The organism is Rufibacter immobilis (genome assembly GCF_003721565.1).
Classification (GTDB): domain Bacteria; phylum Bacteroidota; class Bacteroidia; order Cytophagales; family Hymenobacteraceae; genus Nibribacter; species Nibribacter immobilis.
On sequence record NZ_RJJE01000017.1, the window covers coordinates 952554 to 969985 of the forward strand.

The 17432-nt window shown below is 53.6% G+C and carries 17 protein-coding genes; 8 read left to right on the plus strand and 9 right to left on the minus strand.

Annotation, left to right across the window (positions count from 1 at the left end; genetic code table 11):
• Window positions 1–28 precede the first annotated feature (28 nt).
• The 3 genes from paaE to EFA69_RS16925 all read right to left on the minus strand — a co-directional run bounded on the left by paaE (window position 29) and on the right by EFA69_RS16925 (window position 2427).
• The gene (gene paaE / locus EFA69_RS16915) at window positions 29–1105 is read right to left on the minus strand and encodes a 1,2-phenylacetyl-CoA epoxidase subunit PaaE (RefSeq protein ID WP_123134255.1); all 1077 of its coding nucleotides are present in this window, start codon (window positions 1103–1105) and stop codon (window positions 29–31) included.
• A complete protein-coding gene (locus tag EFA69_RS16920) occupies window positions 1102–1692 on the minus strand; it encodes a TetR/AcrR family transcriptional regulator (protein ID WP_123134256.1) in 591 nt (196 codons plus the stop codon). Before EFA69_RS16920 ends, paaE begins: the two co-directional genes overlap by 4 nt.
• A 219-nt stretch (window positions 1693–1911) precedes the next feature.
• On the minus strand, window positions 1912–2427 hold the full coding sequence (locus EFA69_RS16925) for a hypothetical protein (RefSeq protein ID WP_123134257.1): 516 nt from the start codon (window positions 2425–2427) through the stop codon (window positions 1912–1914).
• Between the two features lie 488 nt (window positions 2428–2915).
• Here EFA69_RS16925 and EFA69_RS16930 point away from each other — a divergent pair, with 488 nt between their 5' ends.
• From EFA69_RS16930 to EFA69_RS16965, 8 genes are all read left to right on the plus strand, one after another.
• Window positions 2916–3107: a cold-shock protein gene (locus tag EFA69_RS16930; RefSeq protein ID WP_123134258.1), complete on the plus strand. Its 192-nt coding sequence runs from the start codon at window positions 2916–2918 to the stop codon at window positions 3105–3107.
• 189 nt (window positions 3108–3296) lie between these two features.
• Window positions 3297–3749, plus strand: coding sequence for a hypothetical protein (locus EFA69_RS16935; RefSeq protein ID WP_245964614.1), 453 nt, complete (start codon window positions 3297–3299; stop codon window positions 3747–3749).
• Window positions 3750–3803: 54 nt separating this feature from the next.
• Window positions 3804–4238: a hypothetical protein gene (locus tag EFA69_RS16940; protein ID WP_123134260.1), complete on the plus strand. Its 435-nt coding sequence runs from the start codon at window positions 3804–3806 to the stop codon at window positions 4236–4238.
• Between the two features lie 193 nt (window positions 4239–4431).
• Entirely contained in the window at window positions 4432–5595 is a 1164-nt protein-coding gene (locus EFA69_RS16945; protein ID WP_123134261.1) for an XdhC family protein, read from the plus strand.
• A 4-nt stretch (window positions 5596–5599) separates the two neighbouring features.
• Window positions 5600–6202: a nucleotidyltransferase family protein gene (locus EFA69_RS16950; protein ID WP_123134262.1), complete on the plus strand. Its 603-nt coding sequence runs from the start codon at window positions 5600–5602 to the stop codon at window positions 6200–6202.
• Between the two features lie 293 nt (window positions 6203–6495).
• Entirely contained in the window at window positions 6496–7023 is a 528-nt protein-coding gene (locus tag EFA69_RS16955) for a (2Fe-2S)-binding protein (protein ID WP_123134888.1), read from the plus strand.
• A complete protein-coding gene (locus EFA69_RS16960; RefSeq protein WP_123134263.1) occupies window positions 7020–8012 on the plus strand; it encodes an FAD binding domain-containing protein in 993 nt (330 codons plus the stop codon). Before EFA69_RS16955 ends, EFA69_RS16960 begins: the two co-directional genes overlap by 4 nt.
• A complete protein-coding gene (locus tag EFA69_RS16965; RefSeq protein WP_123134264.1) occupies window positions 8009–10228 on the plus strand; it encodes a xanthine dehydrogenase family protein molybdopterin-binding subunit in 2220 nt (739 codons plus the stop codon). Before EFA69_RS16960 ends, EFA69_RS16965 begins: the two co-directional genes overlap by 4 nt.
• Before the next feature lie 228 nt (window positions 10229–10456).
• Here EFA69_RS16965 and EFA69_RS16970 read toward each other — a convergent pair whose 3' ends face one another.
• The 6 genes from EFA69_RS16970 to EFA69_RS16995 all read right to left on the minus strand — a co-directional run bounded on the left by EFA69_RS16970 (window position 10457) and on the right by EFA69_RS16995 (window position 17372).
• Window positions 10457–10711 (minus strand): hypothetical protein, encoded by a 255-nt coding sequence (locus tag EFA69_RS16970; RefSeq protein ID WP_148041397.1) that lies wholly within the window; start codon window positions 10709–10711, stop codon window positions 10457–10459.
• A gap of 197 nt (window positions 10712–10908) precedes the next feature.
• A complete protein-coding gene (locus EFA69_RS16975; RefSeq protein WP_123134889.1) occupies window positions 10909–12186 on the minus strand; it encodes a cation:proton antiporter in 1278 nt (425 codons plus the stop codon).
• Window positions 12187–12288: 102 nt separating this feature from the next.
• Window positions 12289–13701: a Gfo/Idh/MocA family protein gene (locus EFA69_RS16980; protein ID WP_123134266.1), complete on the minus strand. Its 1413-nt coding sequence runs from the start codon at window positions 13699–13701 to the stop codon at window positions 12289–12291.
• A gap of 421 nt (window positions 13702–14122) precedes the next feature.
• Window positions 14123–15286: an MFS transporter gene (locus EFA69_RS16985; protein ID WP_123134267.1), complete on the minus strand. Its 1164-nt coding sequence runs from the start codon at window positions 15284–15286 to the stop codon at window positions 14123–14125.
• Window positions 15287–16537: a hypothetical protein gene (locus EFA69_RS16990; RefSeq protein ID WP_123134268.1), complete on the minus strand. Its 1251-nt coding sequence runs from the start codon at window positions 16535–16537 to the stop codon at window positions 15287–15289.
• A 40-nt stretch (window positions 16538–16577) separates the two neighbouring features.
• Entirely contained in the window at window positions 16578–17372 is a 795-nt protein-coding gene (locus tag EFA69_RS16995) for a thymidylate synthase (RefSeq protein WP_123134269.1), read from the minus strand.
• Between the last annotated feature and the right edge of the window lie 60 nt (window positions 17373–17432).

Here is a 17432-nt window from a genome sequence, read left to right on the forward strand (position 1 = left end):
CGTCCGTCAATCGTTCTCCCGTAGGCTACTATTGGTCAAAATCTACCACTACCCGCTCGGTCAATGGCCGGGCCTGGCAGGTGAGTACGTAGCCGGCGGCAATCTCATCGGGTTCCAAGGAGTAGTTTACGTCCATCTCCACCTGGCCTTCCAGCACTTTGGCGCGGCAGGTGCTGCACACGCCGCCCTTGCAGGAGTACGGCACATCGGCCCCGGTTTCGGCGGCGGCATCCAGAATGGTATTGCCGTAGTACGACATCTCCAGGTTGAGGTAGTGGCCGTCCAGTTTGATCTGCACCTTGCTCAGTTTGTCTTCCTCCCCGGCGGGACGCTCTTTGCGCTGCGCGGCGGCTTTCTCGCTTTCGCCGGTGGTGAACAGCTCAAAATGGATGTTCTCCCTGGGCACCCCGGCCTCTTCCAACGCCTCCTTCGCCCCGAAGATCATTTCCTCCGGTCCGCAGATAAAGCACTCGTCCACCTCCTCGGCCTTGATGATTTTCTCCAGGAACAGCTGCGTCTTCTGCTTGTCAATACGGCCGAAGAGCAGATCGGTGTCGCCGTGCTCGCGGCTCAGGATGTGGTAGAGGCTAAAACGCTCCAGAAACTTGTTCTTCAGGCCTTCAATCTCTTCTTTGAACATGATGGAGTTGCGCCCGCGGTTGCCATACAGCAGCAGCACCTGGCTCTTGGGCTCGGTGAGCAGAATGGTTTTGATGATGGACAGGATGGGCGTGATGCCGCTGCCCGCCGCCACCATGAGGTAACTTTTCTGCTGTTCTGGGTGCAACTCTGTATAGAACCGGCCCATGGGCGGCATTACCTCCAGCTCCTCACCGGGCCGCAGGGCCTCATTGGCGAAGGAGGAGAAACGCCCCTGCGGAACTTTCTTGATGGCGACCTTCCACTCGTTCTCCAGCGGACTGGAGCAGATGGAATAGGAACGCCGCAGCTCCTCCCCTTCGTGCAGCCGCCGGAACGTGAGGTACTGCCCCTGGGTGTACCGGAAGGTATCCTGCAGGTCCTGGGGCACGTCTAAGGTCACGGTCACGCAGTCGTGGGTCTCGCGATGAACGCTTTTTATTCTGACTTTATGAAATCTGCTCATGGTTTCTCTTTCTCCAGACCATTGAATAAGATGGTGAGGATGGTGTTTTCTAATTCTTCCGGCGAAACACCCCGGTTGGGTTTCCACCACAGCTCTACCCACCGCACCGCCGACAGCAGCGTGAACAGCGCCACCGACGCATTCACTTCCTGCAACTCCCCGGCCTGCACCCCCTGCTCAATAAAAGAAGCCAGTTTTTTCTCATACCGGCTTCTCAGGTTCTTGAACTCCTGCAAAGGCTCCGGGGAGAGAAACTTCCAGTCATTATTAGCCACGGAAACGGCCGGTCCTTTGGTGGTCATGAGCCGGATGTGCAGCCCAATGAGCGCCTTCAGTTTCTGGGTGATGGGCTGCTGCGCCTGCTCAATCTCGGTGAGTTGGGTAATATAGGTGTGGGCGATGTCAAAACAGATGGTTTTCAGGATCTCGTCCTTGGAGCTGATGTAATGGTACATGGTGGCGGCATCCATCCCCACCTGCTCGGCCAGGTCGCGCATAGACGTGCCCCCAAAGCCTTTCTCCTTGAAAAGTTTGGCGGCTTCCTCTATGATAAACTCCCGGCGGATGTCCTTCTTTTTCTTGGCCATGTACGTTGTTCCGCTTCGGCGAAAGCTTCTAGCGCATCCTTATATGACACCTGCTGCCCTCACTGAAACTTCTTCCTTTAACAAGTATAGAGAGATTATACTTAAAAGTCAAATGTTTGTTTGAAAATATTAGTCTAACAGAAAAGCCCCGCCAGTACTTCCACTGACGGGGCTTTTCTATTGCAACCAATGCTTACCGGTCTCGCCAGAGGTACACAGTTAATCGTTCTTCACCAGGAATTCATAGCGTTTGTTTTCCTTCTCATCCAGGATGCAAACAAATTCGCCGGTTTTAAGGGGTTGGTCCAGCACCAATCTGCCAGAGTTCTTGTAACCGGAAACACCAGCCACAATGGCCGGAGAAACAATAGAAGCCTCTAACTTGGTCCTCAGGCGCTCCTGCCCGGTGGCATCCAGCACCAATACCGTGAACAATTTTGGGTCAACAGAAGCAGCCGTGTACCTTAGGATATCTATTAAAAGAATACCGCCGGTGGGCACCTTGGCCAGTTCTTCCTTCTTCAGAGCCTCGTTCCATTTTTTTGCTCGGGCATCTCGCTGCACTTTCGCCTTCAGTTCTTTGGGCGTGTCATAAACAACGGCGGTGGTACGGTTAAGCGTCACGTCCAGGATGTTCAAATCCTTGGTGGGCAACGGCTGCTCGTGCTTTTTTACGCCCTGCGCAGCCGCAATTACTGGAAGTAGTAGGACAATAGAAAGTAAAATTTTTCTCATATTTAACTAAGTAGGTTTAACCATAACAAACTTAATTTTAAACAGCCACATCCGCAATTCCTCTAAAAAATAAACTGGTTAAAATTTAATCATAATCTTAGCTCCTCCACCTAACCGGCAAAGCTACTACTGCCTTCTAGATGCTTCATTGAACATATTTATAGAGAATTATCTATATAAGCCTTTTTACCAAGCAAAGCACTGATGCAGATCAGTCTTCTTTAATTGGATTTAAGTAAATATCACTTTTTAAACATTATTTCATACATTAAATATAGGATTAATCATAAACTAACAAACGTTAATTTTATGATTGAGTAAAGACACAGGAAACCCTTTAGGTGAAAGGTGGGAGTTCAATGTTTAAGAGAAAGTAAGGGAAGTGAAAGAGCGGCGAGGGCAAGGCCGAAAATATTTTTAAGATTTTATGATAAAGTTGAACGTTTTTCTTCCGTTATTGGTAGTAACGATATAATTATTAAATCAATATGAACAACGGTAAAGTAAAATTCTTTAACACCGAAAAAGGCTTCGGCTTTATTAAAGACACCAATTCCAATCAGGAGTATTTCGTGCACGTATCTGGTCTGGTAGACGAAATCAGAGAGAATGACGAAGTTACTTTTGATCTTAAAGAAGGCAAAAAAGGACTAAACGCGATCAATGTGAAGTTGGCTTAGTCCTTCGCTATAAAGACATTGAATTAAAGCCTTGCCTCCTGGCAAGGCTTTTTTTGTGCCAGCTGCCGCCGTTTAGGGGCCGTTTTTCCAAAATAAAGCCTAAACCAGCGGCAGGAACAATTAGGAAAAACGTTGCATTGACAGCATTTTCAGGAGTATCTTGTACTACTGAACCATACGTTTCTCATTGTGCAGCACCCCAAAGACAAAGAAGCCCTCTCCCACCTTTATAATAAAGTTCTTCCCCCACTGGCCGAACGCATCTACCAGCACCTTACCCAGATCACGCCCCTGTTCGATGACTTCGGGCTGGAGAAAATAGTAGACACTTGGACGAAGGACCCTAACGCCACCTCGGGCAAAGAAATCAGCCTGGAGAACGGCAATGTGCTGTACATGGGGCTGCGGTTGCAGCTCACCGGTTTTCAGGGGGGAAGTGTACCGCCCTTCGACCTGCGCAAAGACCTGCTGTTCACGCTGGGCTACTCGTCTTACGAGGTAGGACCCGACAAAAACACTCCCTGGACAGAGAAGCCGTACTTGCAACCTTGGACCACCTCTGAGATGGAGGAACTGGCCGAACGCTGGTGCGGTGAATTAATTGATGACATCACGGCAAAACTACAGACGCCGGAGAGGTAATTCAACCGCCACACGGGCTACTCCTTTTTCCGTTCACCAAAACCTGATTGCGCTATGTTGCCTCCACCAGATGATGAAGACTTCGCCCTGCCAGACCAGTTGCCCCTCTACCAGAAAGGCCGCGAAATTTTTGCCGTGACCCAAAAGATTGTGGCGCTCATTGAGGACGACGAGGAAATACTGGTTTCCCTCAAAGACTGCATGCTCCAGGATGCGGCCCTGCTCACGGTGAAAGTGGCCGGCGCCGAGGCCGGGGACCTCTACGACCTGCGGATGGAGAACGCCACCCTCATCCGGAAAGCGGCCCGAGACCTACTCACCCACTGCACCAGCCTGGAAATGTTCGGGTACCAAGACGTGCATTACCTGCGCATTCTGCGGGAACTGGTGGAGGATTACCGCCTGTTTTTCCTGGATTGGGTGCAGGGCTTTGATCCCTGGCATGCTGTTCTAGATCCCTGGGGCCTGTTCAATCCGCCGGGGGCTTAACTCATCTGGCTCTGGTTTGGGGCAGTTTTCAGAAAAAGAGCCGCTAAACGCCCATTCCCTTACCCTGCCGGAACTGCGCCCGCTGAATGGAGAAAAATAGAAGAGCAACTTATTTCAGAGGCGGAAGTAAAAGTGGCTAATGGCGTAAACAAGCACCTGATGCTATCCTGCCATTGCTCATCCCCCTTAGTACATGAAGGAAATACAGGACATAGTGCGGGCCTTCGCCCAACATGAGAAAGCCGGGAAACAAACGGCCTTGGCTACCGTGGTACACGTGGAAGGCTCCTCTTACCGCAGGCCCGGTGCCCGGATGCTGGTATCTGAAGACGGGCAGTTGACCGGGGCCATTAGTGGCGGCTGCCTGGAAGGTGATGCCCTCCGGAAGGCGCGGCTGGCCATGGCCCAGGGAAAACCCTCTCTGGTGAAATATGACACCATGGACGATGACGACGCCAAACTGGGCGTGGGCCTGGGCTGCAACGGCATCATCCATATTCTCATAGAACCTATAGATACCACCCAACCTACCCATCCGCTGGCCCTGCTGCAAAAGGTGTTGGAACGGCGGCGAACGGCAGTGGTGGTAACGCTTTTTTCGTTGCAGGACCGCAAAGCCCCGCAACCGGGCACCTGTTTGCTTTACCTACCGCATCATCAGAATTGCCAGCCATTCCAGCACTTTTTATCTCCTGCCCTGCTTGCGCAACTGGAGCCACACGTGCTGCAGGCCGCTGCGCAGGAAGAATCCCAAACCGTGGAGCTGGAAGAGCAGGGACAAACCTATACCGCCTTTGTGGAAGTGCTCAAACCGGCCCCGGCCCTGGTCATTTGCGGAGCGGGGAACGATGTGCTTCCGCTGGTACACCTGGCGCAGGTTTTAGGCTGGCACACCACCGTGGTAGATGGTCGGGCTAATTACGCCACGGCAGAACGTTTTCCCACGGCTCAGCAGGTGATTGTCTCTAAACCCGAGCAAGTGCTTTCCCAGGTGGCAGTTGACCAACACACGGTGTTTCTGCTGCTCACGCACAACTATAACTATGATATAGCCATGCTCCGGCAGCTGTTGCCGCTGCAACTGAAATATGTGGGGGTGCTAGGACCTAAGAAGAAGACCGAACGGCTTCTGGAAGAGCTGCAGCAGGAAGGAATGTACTTAGACAGTGAGCAAAGGCAATCGCTGTTTGGACCGGTGGGCTTAGACATAGGCGCCGAAACCTCAGAAGAGATCGCGCTCTCCATCCTCGCCGAGATTAAAGCGGTATTCGCCCAACGGGGCGGCGGAAACCTTCGGGAAAAAGCGCTGCCCATCCATGCGGCGCAGGAAACATCAGCGGCACCTTTTCCCTCTTAGCCTTATGACCAAGACCGGCATTGTGATTCTTGCGGCGGGTGCCTCCACCAGACTAGGCCAGGCGAAACAGAGTCTTCTGTACCAGGGGCAGACCTTGTTGCAACGGACGCTAGATGTAGCTTTGTCCTTAGGCGATGCCCGCGTAGTGGTGGTGCTGGGAGCCAACGCCGCTACTATCCATCCGCAGCTTAAGACCGCTGAAGCCGAAGTGATCATCAACCCTGATTGGCCCGAGGGCATGGCCTCTTCCATCCGTACGGGCCTGAGCGCCCTGGTACATCTTGCCCCCGAGACTTCCTCGGCCCTGTTCCTGCTCTGCGATCAACCCTTTGTGACAACTTCGCTGCTTCAGCAGATGACAACGGCGCTGGAAAAAACCGAAAAAGGAATTGTGGCCTGTTCCTACCAAAACACCCTTGGGGCTCCGGTGCTCTTCAGCCAAAAATTCTTTCCCCAGCTGATGCAACTGAAAGGCCAGGAAGGTGCTAAAAAGCTACTACACAAACATCCGGAACAGATTGAAACCATTGCCTTTCCGCAGGGCGCCATTGACATTGACACCCCCTCAGACTACGCCGCGTTGCAGCGGCAGAAAACTAATTCTTAAGCTCTTCCCTCATCACTCCTATTACCCAATCTCCTCCACCAGCCGTTTAGCGGCTCTTTTTCCTAAATCGGGCCAAAACTGGAAACGGCACATGCAGCCGGTTAGAATTCTTCTATTCTACCGTAAACAGAACCCAGACCTACGCGTAAAGGAATAGAGTCTGGTTGAGTTATACCTCAGCCAGCAGGGATGGGATAGGCGTGTGCACATGCCTGTGCGGAAGGAATTGCGGGTCGCTGAGAGAGAAAGCGGCTTTTCTAAACAGGATGTTTCACCCGTTCAACCGGAATTTCATGAACTCAGAAAACGAACCGGGCAACGCCGTCTCCCAACGGCCCACCCTGCCCGACTCCCGGCCCGTCACCCTCCGGGTCAACGGGACCACCCACCACTTGCAGCTCGCCCCCTGGACCTCCTTGCTGGATGCCCTGCGCGAACACCTCCACCTCACCGGCACCAAGAAAGGCTGCGACCACGGCCAATGCGGCGCCTGCACCCTGCTGGTAGACGGCAAACGCATCAACTCCTGCCTCACTTTGGCCGTGATGCAGCAAGACAAAGCCATTACCACCGTGGAGGGCCTGGCCCAGGGCGATGAATTACACCCCGTACAGCAGGCGTTCATAGACCATGATGCTTTCCAGTGTGGGTACTGTACCCCAGGCCAGATCTGCTCCGTCATAGGTTTAGTGAACGAAGGGCAGGCTAAAACGCTGGACGACATCAAAGATCTTATGAGCGGAAACGTGTGTAGATGCGGGGCTTATGCCAACATTATTCAAGTAGCGCGTGAGGCGCTGGAAAGGAACACCGGCCTATGAGACCTTTTTCATACACCCAATCTCCAGATGTGACCACCGCCGTTCAGGAAGTCTCTGCCCAGGGAGCCAAATTCATTGCGGGCGGTACCAACCTGCTGGACCTCATGAAGATTGATGTCATGAGCCCCAGCCATTTGGTAGACATCACGCAACTGGCCCTGAACACTATTGAAGAAACTCCTGACGGAGGACTTCGGTTAGGGGCTCTGGCCAAGAACGCTGACACCGCCTACCATGAACTGGTGCAGACCCGGTACCCTTTGCTCGCGCACGCCATTCTGGCGGGAGCCACGGCCCAACTCCGCAACATGGCCACTGACGGTGGAAATCTTTTGCAGCGCACCCGCTGCTATTACTTCTATGACACCCACACGCCCTGCAACAAGCGGGAACCGGGCTCCGGTTGTTCGGCCATTAAGGGGTATAACCGTGACCTGGCCATTCTGGGCACCAGTGAACATTGCATCGCTACCCATCCATCAGACATGTGCGTGGCCCTGGCCGCCCTGGAAGCCACGGTGCATGTAAAAAGCAGCCAGGGCGAAAGAGCCATCCCCTTCGCGGAGTTCCACCGCCTGCCCGGCGACACGCCCCACCTGGACACCAACCTGCATCCCACTGAGATCATCACCGCCATTGAGTTACCGGCCAAAGGCTTCGCCCAGCACTACGCGTATCTAAAGTTGCGGGACCGGGCTTCGTATGCGTTTGCGCTGGTGTCAGTGGCGGCGGCTTTGGAACTGGAAGGCGATACGGTGAAAGAAGCGCGCATTGCCTTGGGCGGCGTGGCCCACAAACCTTGGCGGGTACCGGAGGCTGAGGCGCTGCTTCAGGGCAAACCCGCTTCCAAAGAAAACTTTAGAGCAGTAGCCGAAGCGTATCTGGCAGGTGCAAAAGGGTACGGAGACAACACATTCAAAATTGAGCTGGCCAAACGTGCCATTGTACGTGCACTGGAGCAAGCCATTAGTATGGAGGGCAAGTCATGAAAGAGAACTATACAGGTGCTCCCGCCAATCGGGTAGACGGGCGGGCCAAGGTAACCGGAGAAGCCAAATACACCGCCGAGTTTGACATCCCGGAGGTGGCCTACGGCGTTGTGGTGAACAGCAGCATCGCCAAAGGGAAAATCAAACGCATAGACACCTCCGCAGCCCTGGCTTTACCGGGCGTGTTGCAGGTGTTCACCCATGAGAACCGCCCCGGCTACACCTGGCTGGACAGCCACTACCAGGACGAAGATTCGCCGCCCGGTTCTCCGTTCCGGCCACTGTACAGCAAGGAAATCATGTTCAGCATGCAGCCCATTGCCCTGGTAGTAGCCGAAACCTTTGAACTGGCCCGGTACGCCGCCCTGCTGGTACAGGTAGACTATGAAATGCAGCCCCACGAAACAGACTTCAAGGCAAATTTGAAGGATGCCTACCGGCCGAAGAAGTACAAATCCACCAAGCCCCCGGAACCGCGCGGCGATGCCGAAGGCGCATATGACCAGGCGGCTCTGAAACTGAAGGAAACCTACATCCATCCGCCCCAGCACCACAACCCCATGGAAATGCACGCGGCCATTGCCAAATGGGATGAAGACGGAAAGCTGACGGTTTATGACAAGATTCAGGGAGTGCAGAACAGCCAGAAATACCTTTCCAACGCGTTCGGGCTTAAGCCGGATGACGTGCACGTGATCTCGCCATTTGTGGGCGGGGCATTCGGGTCTGGCCTACGGCCGCAGTACCAACTGTTTCTGGCGGTGCTGGCGGCGCGCGAACTCAAGAGAGCCGTGAAAGTGGTACTGACCCGGCAGCAGATGTTCTCCTTCGGCCACCGGCCCAACACCTTGCAGGAGATTTCCATTGGCGCCTCCACCGAAGGCAAACTGGAATCCGTTCAGCACCATGCCTACGGCGAGACCTCCCGCTTTGAAGACTACCACGAGGATGTGGTGATCTGGCCCGGGGTACTCTACCACTGCGACAACATGAAGGTAAGCCACCAGCTGGTGGGGCTGGACGTGTACACCCCATTGGACATGCGCGCGCCCGGCGGCTCTACCGGTATTTTCGCGCTGGAGATTGCCATAGACGAAATGGCCTACAAGACCGGGATTGATCCCCTGGAGTTCAGGCTCCGGAATTATACTACCACTGACCAGAGCAAAGGCCTGCCCCACTCCAGCAAGGAACTGAAGGAATGTTACCGGCAGGGCGCCGAACGGTTTGGCTGGGACAAGCGCTCCATGGCCCCACGGTCCATGAAAGAAGGCAACCAGCTTATAGGCTGGGGCATGGCGCACGGGGCCTGGGAAGCCAAACAGCAGGAAGCCTCGGCCAAAGTGGTCCTGAGCCCCGAAGGGAAACTGACCGTAAGCAGCGCCACCGCCGACATTGGCACCGGTACCTACACCGTCATGAGCCAGATTGCCGCCGAGACCATGGGCCTGCCGCTGGAAAACGTCACCTTTTTGTTGGGTGATTCCACCTTGCCCAAGTCGCCGCTGGAGGGCGGGTCCTGGACGGTGGCCTCGGTGGGTTCTGCCGTGAAGCTGGTGTGCCAGAAACTACAGGAAGACCTCCTGAAACTAGCCCAGAAAATGGAGAACTCGCCTTTCAAGGATGCCCAACCGGAGGAAGTGTCCTTTGCCAACGGGCAGATGTTCCTGACGCAGGCCCCCGCCAGCTCTATTTCGCTGCTCGCGCTGCTGCAACAGAACGAAGGAAAACCAGTGGAAGCCGAAGCCACCCAGAAACCGGAGAAAGAGCAGAAGAAATACTCCAGCTACTCCCACTCGGCCACGTTTGTGGAGGTACAGGTAGACGAAGACCTGGGCACCATCAAAGTCACCCGGGTGGTGAGCGCCATTGCCGCCGGACGCATCATCAACCCCAAAACGGGCCGCAGCCAGATTCTGGGCGGCACCGTGTGGGGCATCGGTTTCGCGTTGCAGGAGCATACCGTCATGGACAATCACCTGGGCCGCTTCATGAACCACGACCTGGACAAGTACCACCTGCCCGTGAACGCCGATACCCCCGCCACCGACATTATTTTTGTGGAGGAGAAAGACGAGGTGGTCAACCCGCTGGGCGTGAAAGGTCTGGGCGAGATAGGTATTGTGAGCGTTACCCCTGCCATTGCCAACGCTGTCTTCCATGCCACCGGCAAGCGCATCAGGGAGTTGCCCATCACCTTAGATAAGTTACTATAATTGCTTTGCGTTTAGGGGCTGTTTTTCAAAAAACAGCCCCTAAACGCTTTTATACCCTTGGTTTCAGTTTAGTACTCACCGCCTGCACGGCAAATCCTGTCTCCTCTTCACCGCAGGCTTCTTTCCATAGAATCCTCCCAGCCAGTTCATCGCTTCCCAAAGAACTGCAGAGCACCAATGAATTTCCTTTTGTCCTGATTTTGGAAAAAGAGCCGCTAAACGCAAAGCCTAGTGCCTGGCTGCTTTCTCAGCTTCCTGCAAACCGTCTGGAGTGAAGCGGCAGAAGATGGACATGTCTGGCGCGTGGTCCAGCTCCACCAGATTCTTGTAGTGCAGGTCCCTGATTTCCTGCTCAATTTCGCCCAGTGACAAGCCCGGGGTCTGCGCCGAGATGGCCACCGGATCAAGAGGCCAGCTGGTTTGATCTTCCCGGTCTTTCACCAGGGCATACATTGCTTTCAATATTCTGCTTTCTTTCGCCATAGCCAATAGATTTTGTCGCGTTCGTTCTTATTGTCTGGTAAGGGAGTTCCAAAAAACGGCCCCTGCTGATGTACGCAAAAACTCCCCCCATGGCCAAACAGCGCGTTATGCCGCGCATGAACGGCAAAATTGCAAGCCAGGGTTTAGGGGCTCTTTTTCCAAAAACAGGCCCAAAACGCAGGCCCTTCGCCCGCTCCTTACGGTGTCTCCTGCTCCAGCTCCACAGATGGCAAGGGCTGCTTTCGGTTGAGCTTCTGGACTACCTTGCCTAAACTCAACCCCTGCACAATGATGGAGAAAAGCACCACTATGTACGTGATGGAGACAATGAAATTGCGTTCCATCCCCTGGGTTAAGGAGAGGGCCAGCGCAATGGAAATACCGCCCCTGAGTCCGCCCCAGGTCATGATGAGGAGCGTACGGCCGGGGAACTGGTGCTTGAACCGGAACAGCAGCGCCGGCAGGAACAGAGACACCAACCGAGCCAGCAACAGCAGCGCGATAGCGGCAATCCCCACATACACGAAGGCATGGTGGATGGGAATAACAATGAGTTCCAACCCAATAAGCACAAACAACAGGGCGTTCATGATTTCATCCGTCAGCTCCCAGAACTTGTGCACGTAATCAGTGGTGGTGGCAGACATGGCGTATTCAGTGCCGCGGTTGCCAATGAACAGGCCCGCCACCACCATGGCCAAAGGGCCCGAAAAGTGCAGCAGGGGGGCCAGAGCAATACCGCCCATCACCAGCGCCAGCGTAATCAGGACCTCGGTTTGGTAATGGTCAATGGATTTCATCATGCGGTAAGCCAAGTAGCCCAGTACCACGCCCAGCAGAATTCCGCCGCCCACTTCTTCCAAGACCAGCAGCCCAATCTCTGAAGTTTCAATCTCGGAGGCGCCCTCTCGGGCGATGTTAAAAATGGTCAGGAACACGACTACCCCCACGCCATCGTTGAAAAGCGACTCCCCGGTAATGTTGGTTTCCACGGCTTCAGACACGCCCGTCTTCTTCAGGATAGACAAGACTGCAATGGGGTCTGTGGGCGAGATGAGCGCCCCAAACAGCAGGCAATGGATGAAAGGAACCGGCTGGTACAGAAACGGCACCAGGTAGTACAGCATGGCCCCCACCGCAAAAGTGGAGATAAGCGTGCCCACCGTTGCGAACGCCAGAATAGGCACCATAGACTGCCGGAGCTTCTTCACGTCTGTGTGCAGCGCCCCGGCAAACAGCAGGAAACCCAGCATGAAATCCAGGAGGAAATCTGAGAAATCCAGTTGCGTGAGCAAAGCCCGCAGGAAATGCACCAGCGGCGAAGTTATACTTCCCGCTAAAAGAATCACCAGCGACAAAAGCAGCGACAGCACCATTAAACCAATGGTGGCGGGTAGTTTTATAAACTTAATATTGATGAACGCCAGCACCGCAGACAGCGCGATGATGAGTGAGAACAGTTGCAGTGGCTCCACAGGCACGTTGGTTTAGGTACATCTTTCCCCTCACGTACGAAAAATCTGGGTGCAATGCGGGAGATTCAGGCTAAAACCACTCCTGAATCTCACGCACTTGTACTAGTCCAGCTTCGGCTCAGGACCTCTGAACGCGTCTTTCCTGGCCACCGCCGGCAGCTTCACGGGCCGGTTTTCTTTAGCCGATTGGTAGATGGCTTCCATGATGCGGTGGTCCTGCAAACCTTCCTGCCCGGGGGTGAACGGCTCCAGGTCTTTGAGAATACACTCAGAGAAATGGTCTATCTCGGTGGCGAACTGGTTTTTGTGCTCCATCTCTATGTCCTCCTTTTTGCCCAGCTTACCTTCGGCGCGGGAGGTTTTGAGTTGCTGGCCGGTGTAGGAAAAGGCGGGGTCCATATTGAGCCAGCCGCGTTCGCAGAGCACCCGGTAGCGGCGGCTCTCGTGGGTGTTGTAGTGGGTGGCGCAGTTGGCCACCACCCCGCTGGGGAACCGCATCTGCCAGCTCATGAGCTCCTCCACTTCCTTGAACAGCGGGTTACCGGGCGTGCTGTACTGGTAGGCGAACACCTCCGTAGGCTCCTCACCCAGCAGAAACCGGATGGTGTTGAGGCAGTACAGCCCAATATCGGGCAGGGCCCCGCCCCCGGCCAGCGCTTTCTTGTGCCGCCAGTGCTGCGGATTGGCAGAACTCTGGCAGTTGAACGCCTCTATGAACTTAGTTTCCCCGAATTTCTTGTCGCGCAGCAGCGTGCGGGCGTGGCGGTTAAAGGGCTCGTACTGGATGCGGTAGGCCACCATGAGCTTGCGGTTGGCTTTCTGGCAGGCGTCAATCATGGCCTGGCACTCGGCCGAGGAATTGGCCATAGGTTTCTCGCAGAGGATGTGCTTGCCCGCCTGCGCGCCCCTAATGGTGTACTCGGCGTGCATGGAGTTGGGCAGCACAATGTAAATGGCCTGCACCTCGGGGTTGTCTTTGAGTTGGTCGTAGGTCTGGTAGCTGTAGCAGTTCTCGGGTTTGATGCCGTATTGCTGCGCCACTTTCCGCATTTTCTCGGGGCTGCCGCTCACCAGCGCCACCGGCTTGGATTTCTTGCATTGCCCGAAGGCCGGCAACAGTTCCTCCAGCGTGAGGTGCCCCAGCCCCACTAGGGCATAACCAATCCGCCGGTCGGGCGGCAAAGGCGTGGGCGTGGGTCCCGACTGGCGGTCGGCGTCTGATTTCCAGGGTTCCAGTTTGATGGGCTCTTCCAGTCCCGCCGGAATCTGCGCCGGGGGCGAAGTGGGCGGCGTTTTGGGCACGGTCTGTCCGTTGGGGGCGTTCATGGCACCTCCGGTAGTGGCGGCGGAAGCACCTGTTTCGGCTCCGGTTTCGGTGGTTTTGCAGGAGGCTACCAGCGTGCCTACCACCCCGGCGGCTACGCCTTTACCGGCCAGTTGCAGAAAACTCTTTCGGCTCAGGGGCTCGGTGAACGCATCGGGAAGAAGTTGAACGATTCTGTCTAAAGGAAGCATAGCGGCAGGCTAAAGGTGAAACATGCGGGCAGGCAATGGCCTTTGTCCCTTTGTTTTAACCTTCCTTCGCCAGAAAAGTTATGTCTGCTCTTTTATAGTAGTGACCTGGCTACAGCCTTGTTCTATTTAACCCAAGTTGCGCTTTATGAAAGCAGTTGGCCCATTACCCACCCCTAACCCCTCCGAGGAGGGGAATCCTCTACAAAGTTGGCGGGAAAAAGTCCCCTCCTTGGAGGGGTTAGGGGTGGGTATCACAGTCAGGGGGAAACATTGCAACTTAAGTAAAGCGGAAACATCGGCTGCTGTCCGAATGGCTAGACCAGCAGAGGCAGGTGCCGTGCTCCCAAATAAACGCGGTGCGTTTAGGGGCTGTTTTTGGAAAAAGAGCCCCTAAACACACCGGAAAAGAAGAAAGGAGAAATTACGCTTTCCGGAGCAGGCGGCGCATGGCCCAAAGCCCCAGCAGCGGCCCCAGCGCCAGAAACAGAAACCGCCGCTCGGCCCCTGCGTAGGCCTCCACCCACTGTAAAAACTGGATGCTCACAATGGTAATGGCAAACCCGATGGAGTTGACGATGGTTAAGGCGGTGCCCTTCACGCTGCCCTCCGCCGACTGCGCCACCAGCGTAGAGAACTGCGGCGAATCCATGACCACGGCCAGCCCCCATACCACCAGCACGCCCAGAAACCACGGGAAAGGCAACTGAAAGATAACCGGCGCTACCAGGCAACACCCCAATGAAACGGCCAGTGCCACCGCCGCCGTACGGGCACTGCCCACTTTCTCTGACAGATACCCGCCCGCCACGCAGGCCAGCGCCCCCACCGCAATAATGCTGAAAGACAGCAATGACACCGGCACCGGCGCTTCTGGATGTTGTTGCGCGTACAAGGCCAGCAGCACCGGCACCAAGGCCCAGAACGTGTACAGCTCCCACATGTGCCCGAAGTACCCGAACGCCGCCGCCCTAAAGTCTTTCTGCCGGAAAATCTGGAAAAAGGCCGAAAAGTTAGGCTGCGTGCTCCGGCTCCGGAACGGACCATCGGGTACCAGCGCAAAGACGCTTAGCCCGCCCAGCACCGCCAGCCCGGATGTGCCCCAGATCACGTACCGCCACGGCAAGCCCTGCGTGAGCGCCTTGAGCAAATGCGGAAAGGCCGTGCCCAGCACCAGCGCCCCCACTAGAAACCCCAGCGCTTTGCCCAGGCCGCGTTGGTGGTAATCTGCGGCTATCTTCATGCCCACGGGGTAAATGCCCGCCAGACAGAAGCCCGTCAGAAACCGGCTCCCCAGCAAGGTAGCCAAGCCACTGGCCCCCAAGAGGCTCAGGTTGCAGCCCGCCCCCAACAACGCGCACACCAGAAACACTTTAGACGGCGAGAATCTATCTGAAATGGTAAACACCGCAAACACCAACGTGCCCAGAATAAACCCCAACTGCACAGAAGACGTGAGGTGGCTGAGTGTGCTTGCTTCTAAATGAAACTGCGTAATAAGGTTAGGCAGCACCGCATTGCCCGCGAACCAAAGAGAGGTGCAGGCAAATTGGGCCAGGACGATGGTGGGGAGGGTGTGTTTATCCAATTATAACTTAATTGCCCATCTTAAATAGAAAGCAAAGAAAGGATCTGAGATAAATAAACGTGTATCTTTTTTATCCCAATCTAATACCGGCTCACCTGTTATTTCAGATTTTGCTATCTCATCCATTTTGGTAAGAACTCGTGTGATTTCATGGCCCTGTGGAGCGTTTTCTGCCAAAACTTTCTTCAACGAACCTCTTAATTCCTCATAACTAATTTCTGTTTTCGGTCCTGTATCTGCAATTCCATGTAAAATAGCCGCATAAATATCAACTTGACTGCCGTCATGTAACTGGCGTTGTAACCTATCTGCTCTTTGCCTTGGCCCTCTTGCTAATCTTTCAAAAGCTGACTTAGAACTTATTGTTTCAACAATTTCACTAAAAAAATCTTTATAAGAAGATATTGAAAGCTTTTCAGGATTACCTAATACAGTTTCTTTTTTTCCATTGTTTTTACAAAGTCTAAGACAAAATTCCTGCATCAAATGAGGACTTCTGAAGCTTTCCTTAATCAAAGTATCAATGATTGTCGGATCACATTCAAGATTTAGTTCTTTAAATCCTTTATTAGCAATTTCAGCGAGTTCATCATCACCCCATAGTGGTATTGATAATTGAACAACGCGCCCCGTCATTTCTGCCTCAACCTTTATTGCATCGTATGCTCTATGTGGAACAGCAAGTATAATTACTCTTAAACCATTAAATATAGGTTGTTTTAGCGATCTGATTATAGACTGTTGAATATCAGGTTTAACATAATGAAAATCATCTATTAGTAAAATAATTCCTTGCTGCTGAAGATTTTTTAAAGCTGTAACTTTAAGATTCCTAACTTTGTATGATGATTTAGATATCTCGCTTAAGTTAGTCTCTTTATCTCCTGATTTCGCTCCAAGGCTGAAAGGGCCTATATTTATTCCCCCATTAAATTCTCCAGACTCTTCAACTGAGTTCGTCTTTTTTTTTGCTGTAGAATCTTCAATATCAATATTAAGTTCTTCAAGTATATATTCCCAAAAATCAGACTCTTTTTCAATTGTTCCACCAGAAATAAATATACTAGACTCTAAAGGTAATAATCTGTTACATAAAACAGTTTTCCCCGATTTAGTAGGTCCAGTTATAGAAATTAATTTATAACCTGTTTCAATATAGTCATTCAATTTTTCTTCTAAGGATAAGTTAAGTCTTGGATTATATGTTACAGCTGGAAATCCACCAGCAACAAACACCTCAGTAGCTTTCATATTTTTTAAAGTAAGTTTTAAATCAAGAAAAATAATTATCCTACACCGCCACCGGCGCCTTAATCCCCGGCCACGGCTGATACTCCTCCAGCGTGAAATCCTCAAAATCAAATCCGAAAATATCCTTCACCTCGGGGTTCAGTTTCATTTTGGGTAGCGGGCGCGGTTCGCGGGTGAGTTGGAGTTGGGTTTGCTCCAGGTGGTTCGTGTAGAGGTGCGTATCGCCGCCGGTCCAGATGAACTCGCCGGGTTGCAGGTCGCAGACCTGGGCTACCATCATGGTGAGCAGCGCGTAGGAGGCAATGTTGAAGGGCACGCCTAAGAACACGTCGGCGGAGCGCTGGTAGAGCTGGCAGCTTAGTTTGCCCTCGGCTACGTAGAACTGGAAGAACGCGTGGCAGGGCGGCAGTTTCATGTTGTTGACCTCGGCCACGTTCCAGGCGCTCACAATGAGGCGTCTGCTGTCGGGGTTGCGCTTGATCTGGTCAATCACTTGGGTTATCTGGTCAATGTGGTCGCCGTCGGGCGTGGGCCAGGAACGCCACTGGGAGCCGTACACCGGACCCAGATCGCCGTTGGCATCGGCCCATTCGTCCCAGATGCTCACGCCCCGCTCCTGCAACCACTTCACATTGGTCTCGCCGCGCAGAAACCACAGCAGTTCATAGATAATAGACTTGAGGTGCACCTTCTTGGTGGTCACCAGCGGGAAGCCTTCCTGCAAATTAAACCGCATCTGGTAACCGAACACACTCAACGTACCGGTGCCGGTACGGTCTGCTTTCTTCACGCCGTTGTCCAGAATGTGGCGCATCAAATCTAAGTAAGCCTGCATTGTATTAATTGAGAATTGGGAATTATGAATTAGGAATGGGTGCGTACCCATTGGAGCCTT

Coding starts and splice junctions, on each gene's coding strand:
- EFA69_RS16940 (WP_123134260.1), top strand. CDS start 3,804: ATGTTGCCTCCACCAGATGATGAAGACTTCGCCCTGCCAGACCAGTTG.
- EFA69_RS16930 (WP_123134258.1), top strand. CDS start 2,916: ATGAACAACGGTAAAGTAAAATTCTTTAACACCGAAAAAGGCTTCGGC.
- EFA69_RS16970 (WP_148041397.1), bottom strand. CDS start 10,711: ATGGCGAAAGAAAGCAGAATATTGAAAGCAATGTATGCCCTGGTGAAA.
- EFA69_RS16955 (WP_123134888.1), top strand. CDS start 6,496: ATGAACTCAGAAAACGAACCGGGCAACGCCGTCTCCCAACGGCCCACC.
- EFA69_RS16990 (WP_123134268.1), bottom strand. CDS start 16,537: ATGAAAGCTACTGAGGTGTTTGTTGCTGGTGGATTTCCAGCTGTAACA.
- EFA69_RS16950 (WP_123134262.1), top strand. CDS start 5,600: ATGACCAAGACCGGCATTGTGATTCTTGCGGCGGGTGCCTCCACCAGA.
- paaE (WP_123134255.1), bottom strand. CDS start 1,105: ATGAGCAGATTTCATAAAGTCAGAATAAAAAGCGTTCATCGCGAGACC.
- EFA69_RS16960 (WP_123134263.1), top strand. CDS start 7,020: ATGAGACCTTTTTCATACACCCAATCTCCAGATGTGACCACCGCCGTT.
- EFA69_RS16980 (WP_123134266.1), bottom strand. CDS start 13,701: ATGCTTCCTTTAGACAGAATCGTTCAACTTCTTCCCGATGCGTTCACC.
- EFA69_RS16995 (WP_123134269.1), bottom strand. CDS start 17,372: ATGCAGGCTTACTTAGATTTGATGCGCCACATTCTGGACAACGGCGTG.
- EFA69_RS16920 (WP_123134256.1), bottom strand. CDS start 1,692: ATGGCCAAGAAAAAGAAGGACATCCGCCGGGAGTTTATCATAGAGGAA.
- EFA69_RS16925 (WP_123134257.1), bottom strand. CDS start 2,427: ATGAGAAAAATTTTACTTTCTATTGTCCTACTACTTCCAGTAATTGCG.
- EFA69_RS16945 (WP_123134261.1), top strand. CDS start 4,432: ATGAAGGAAATACAGGACATAGTGCGGGCCTTCGCCCAACATGAGAAA.
- EFA69_RS16965 (WP_123134264.1), top strand. CDS start 8,009: ATGAAAGAGAACTATACAGGTGCTCCCGCCAATCGGGTAGACGGGCGG.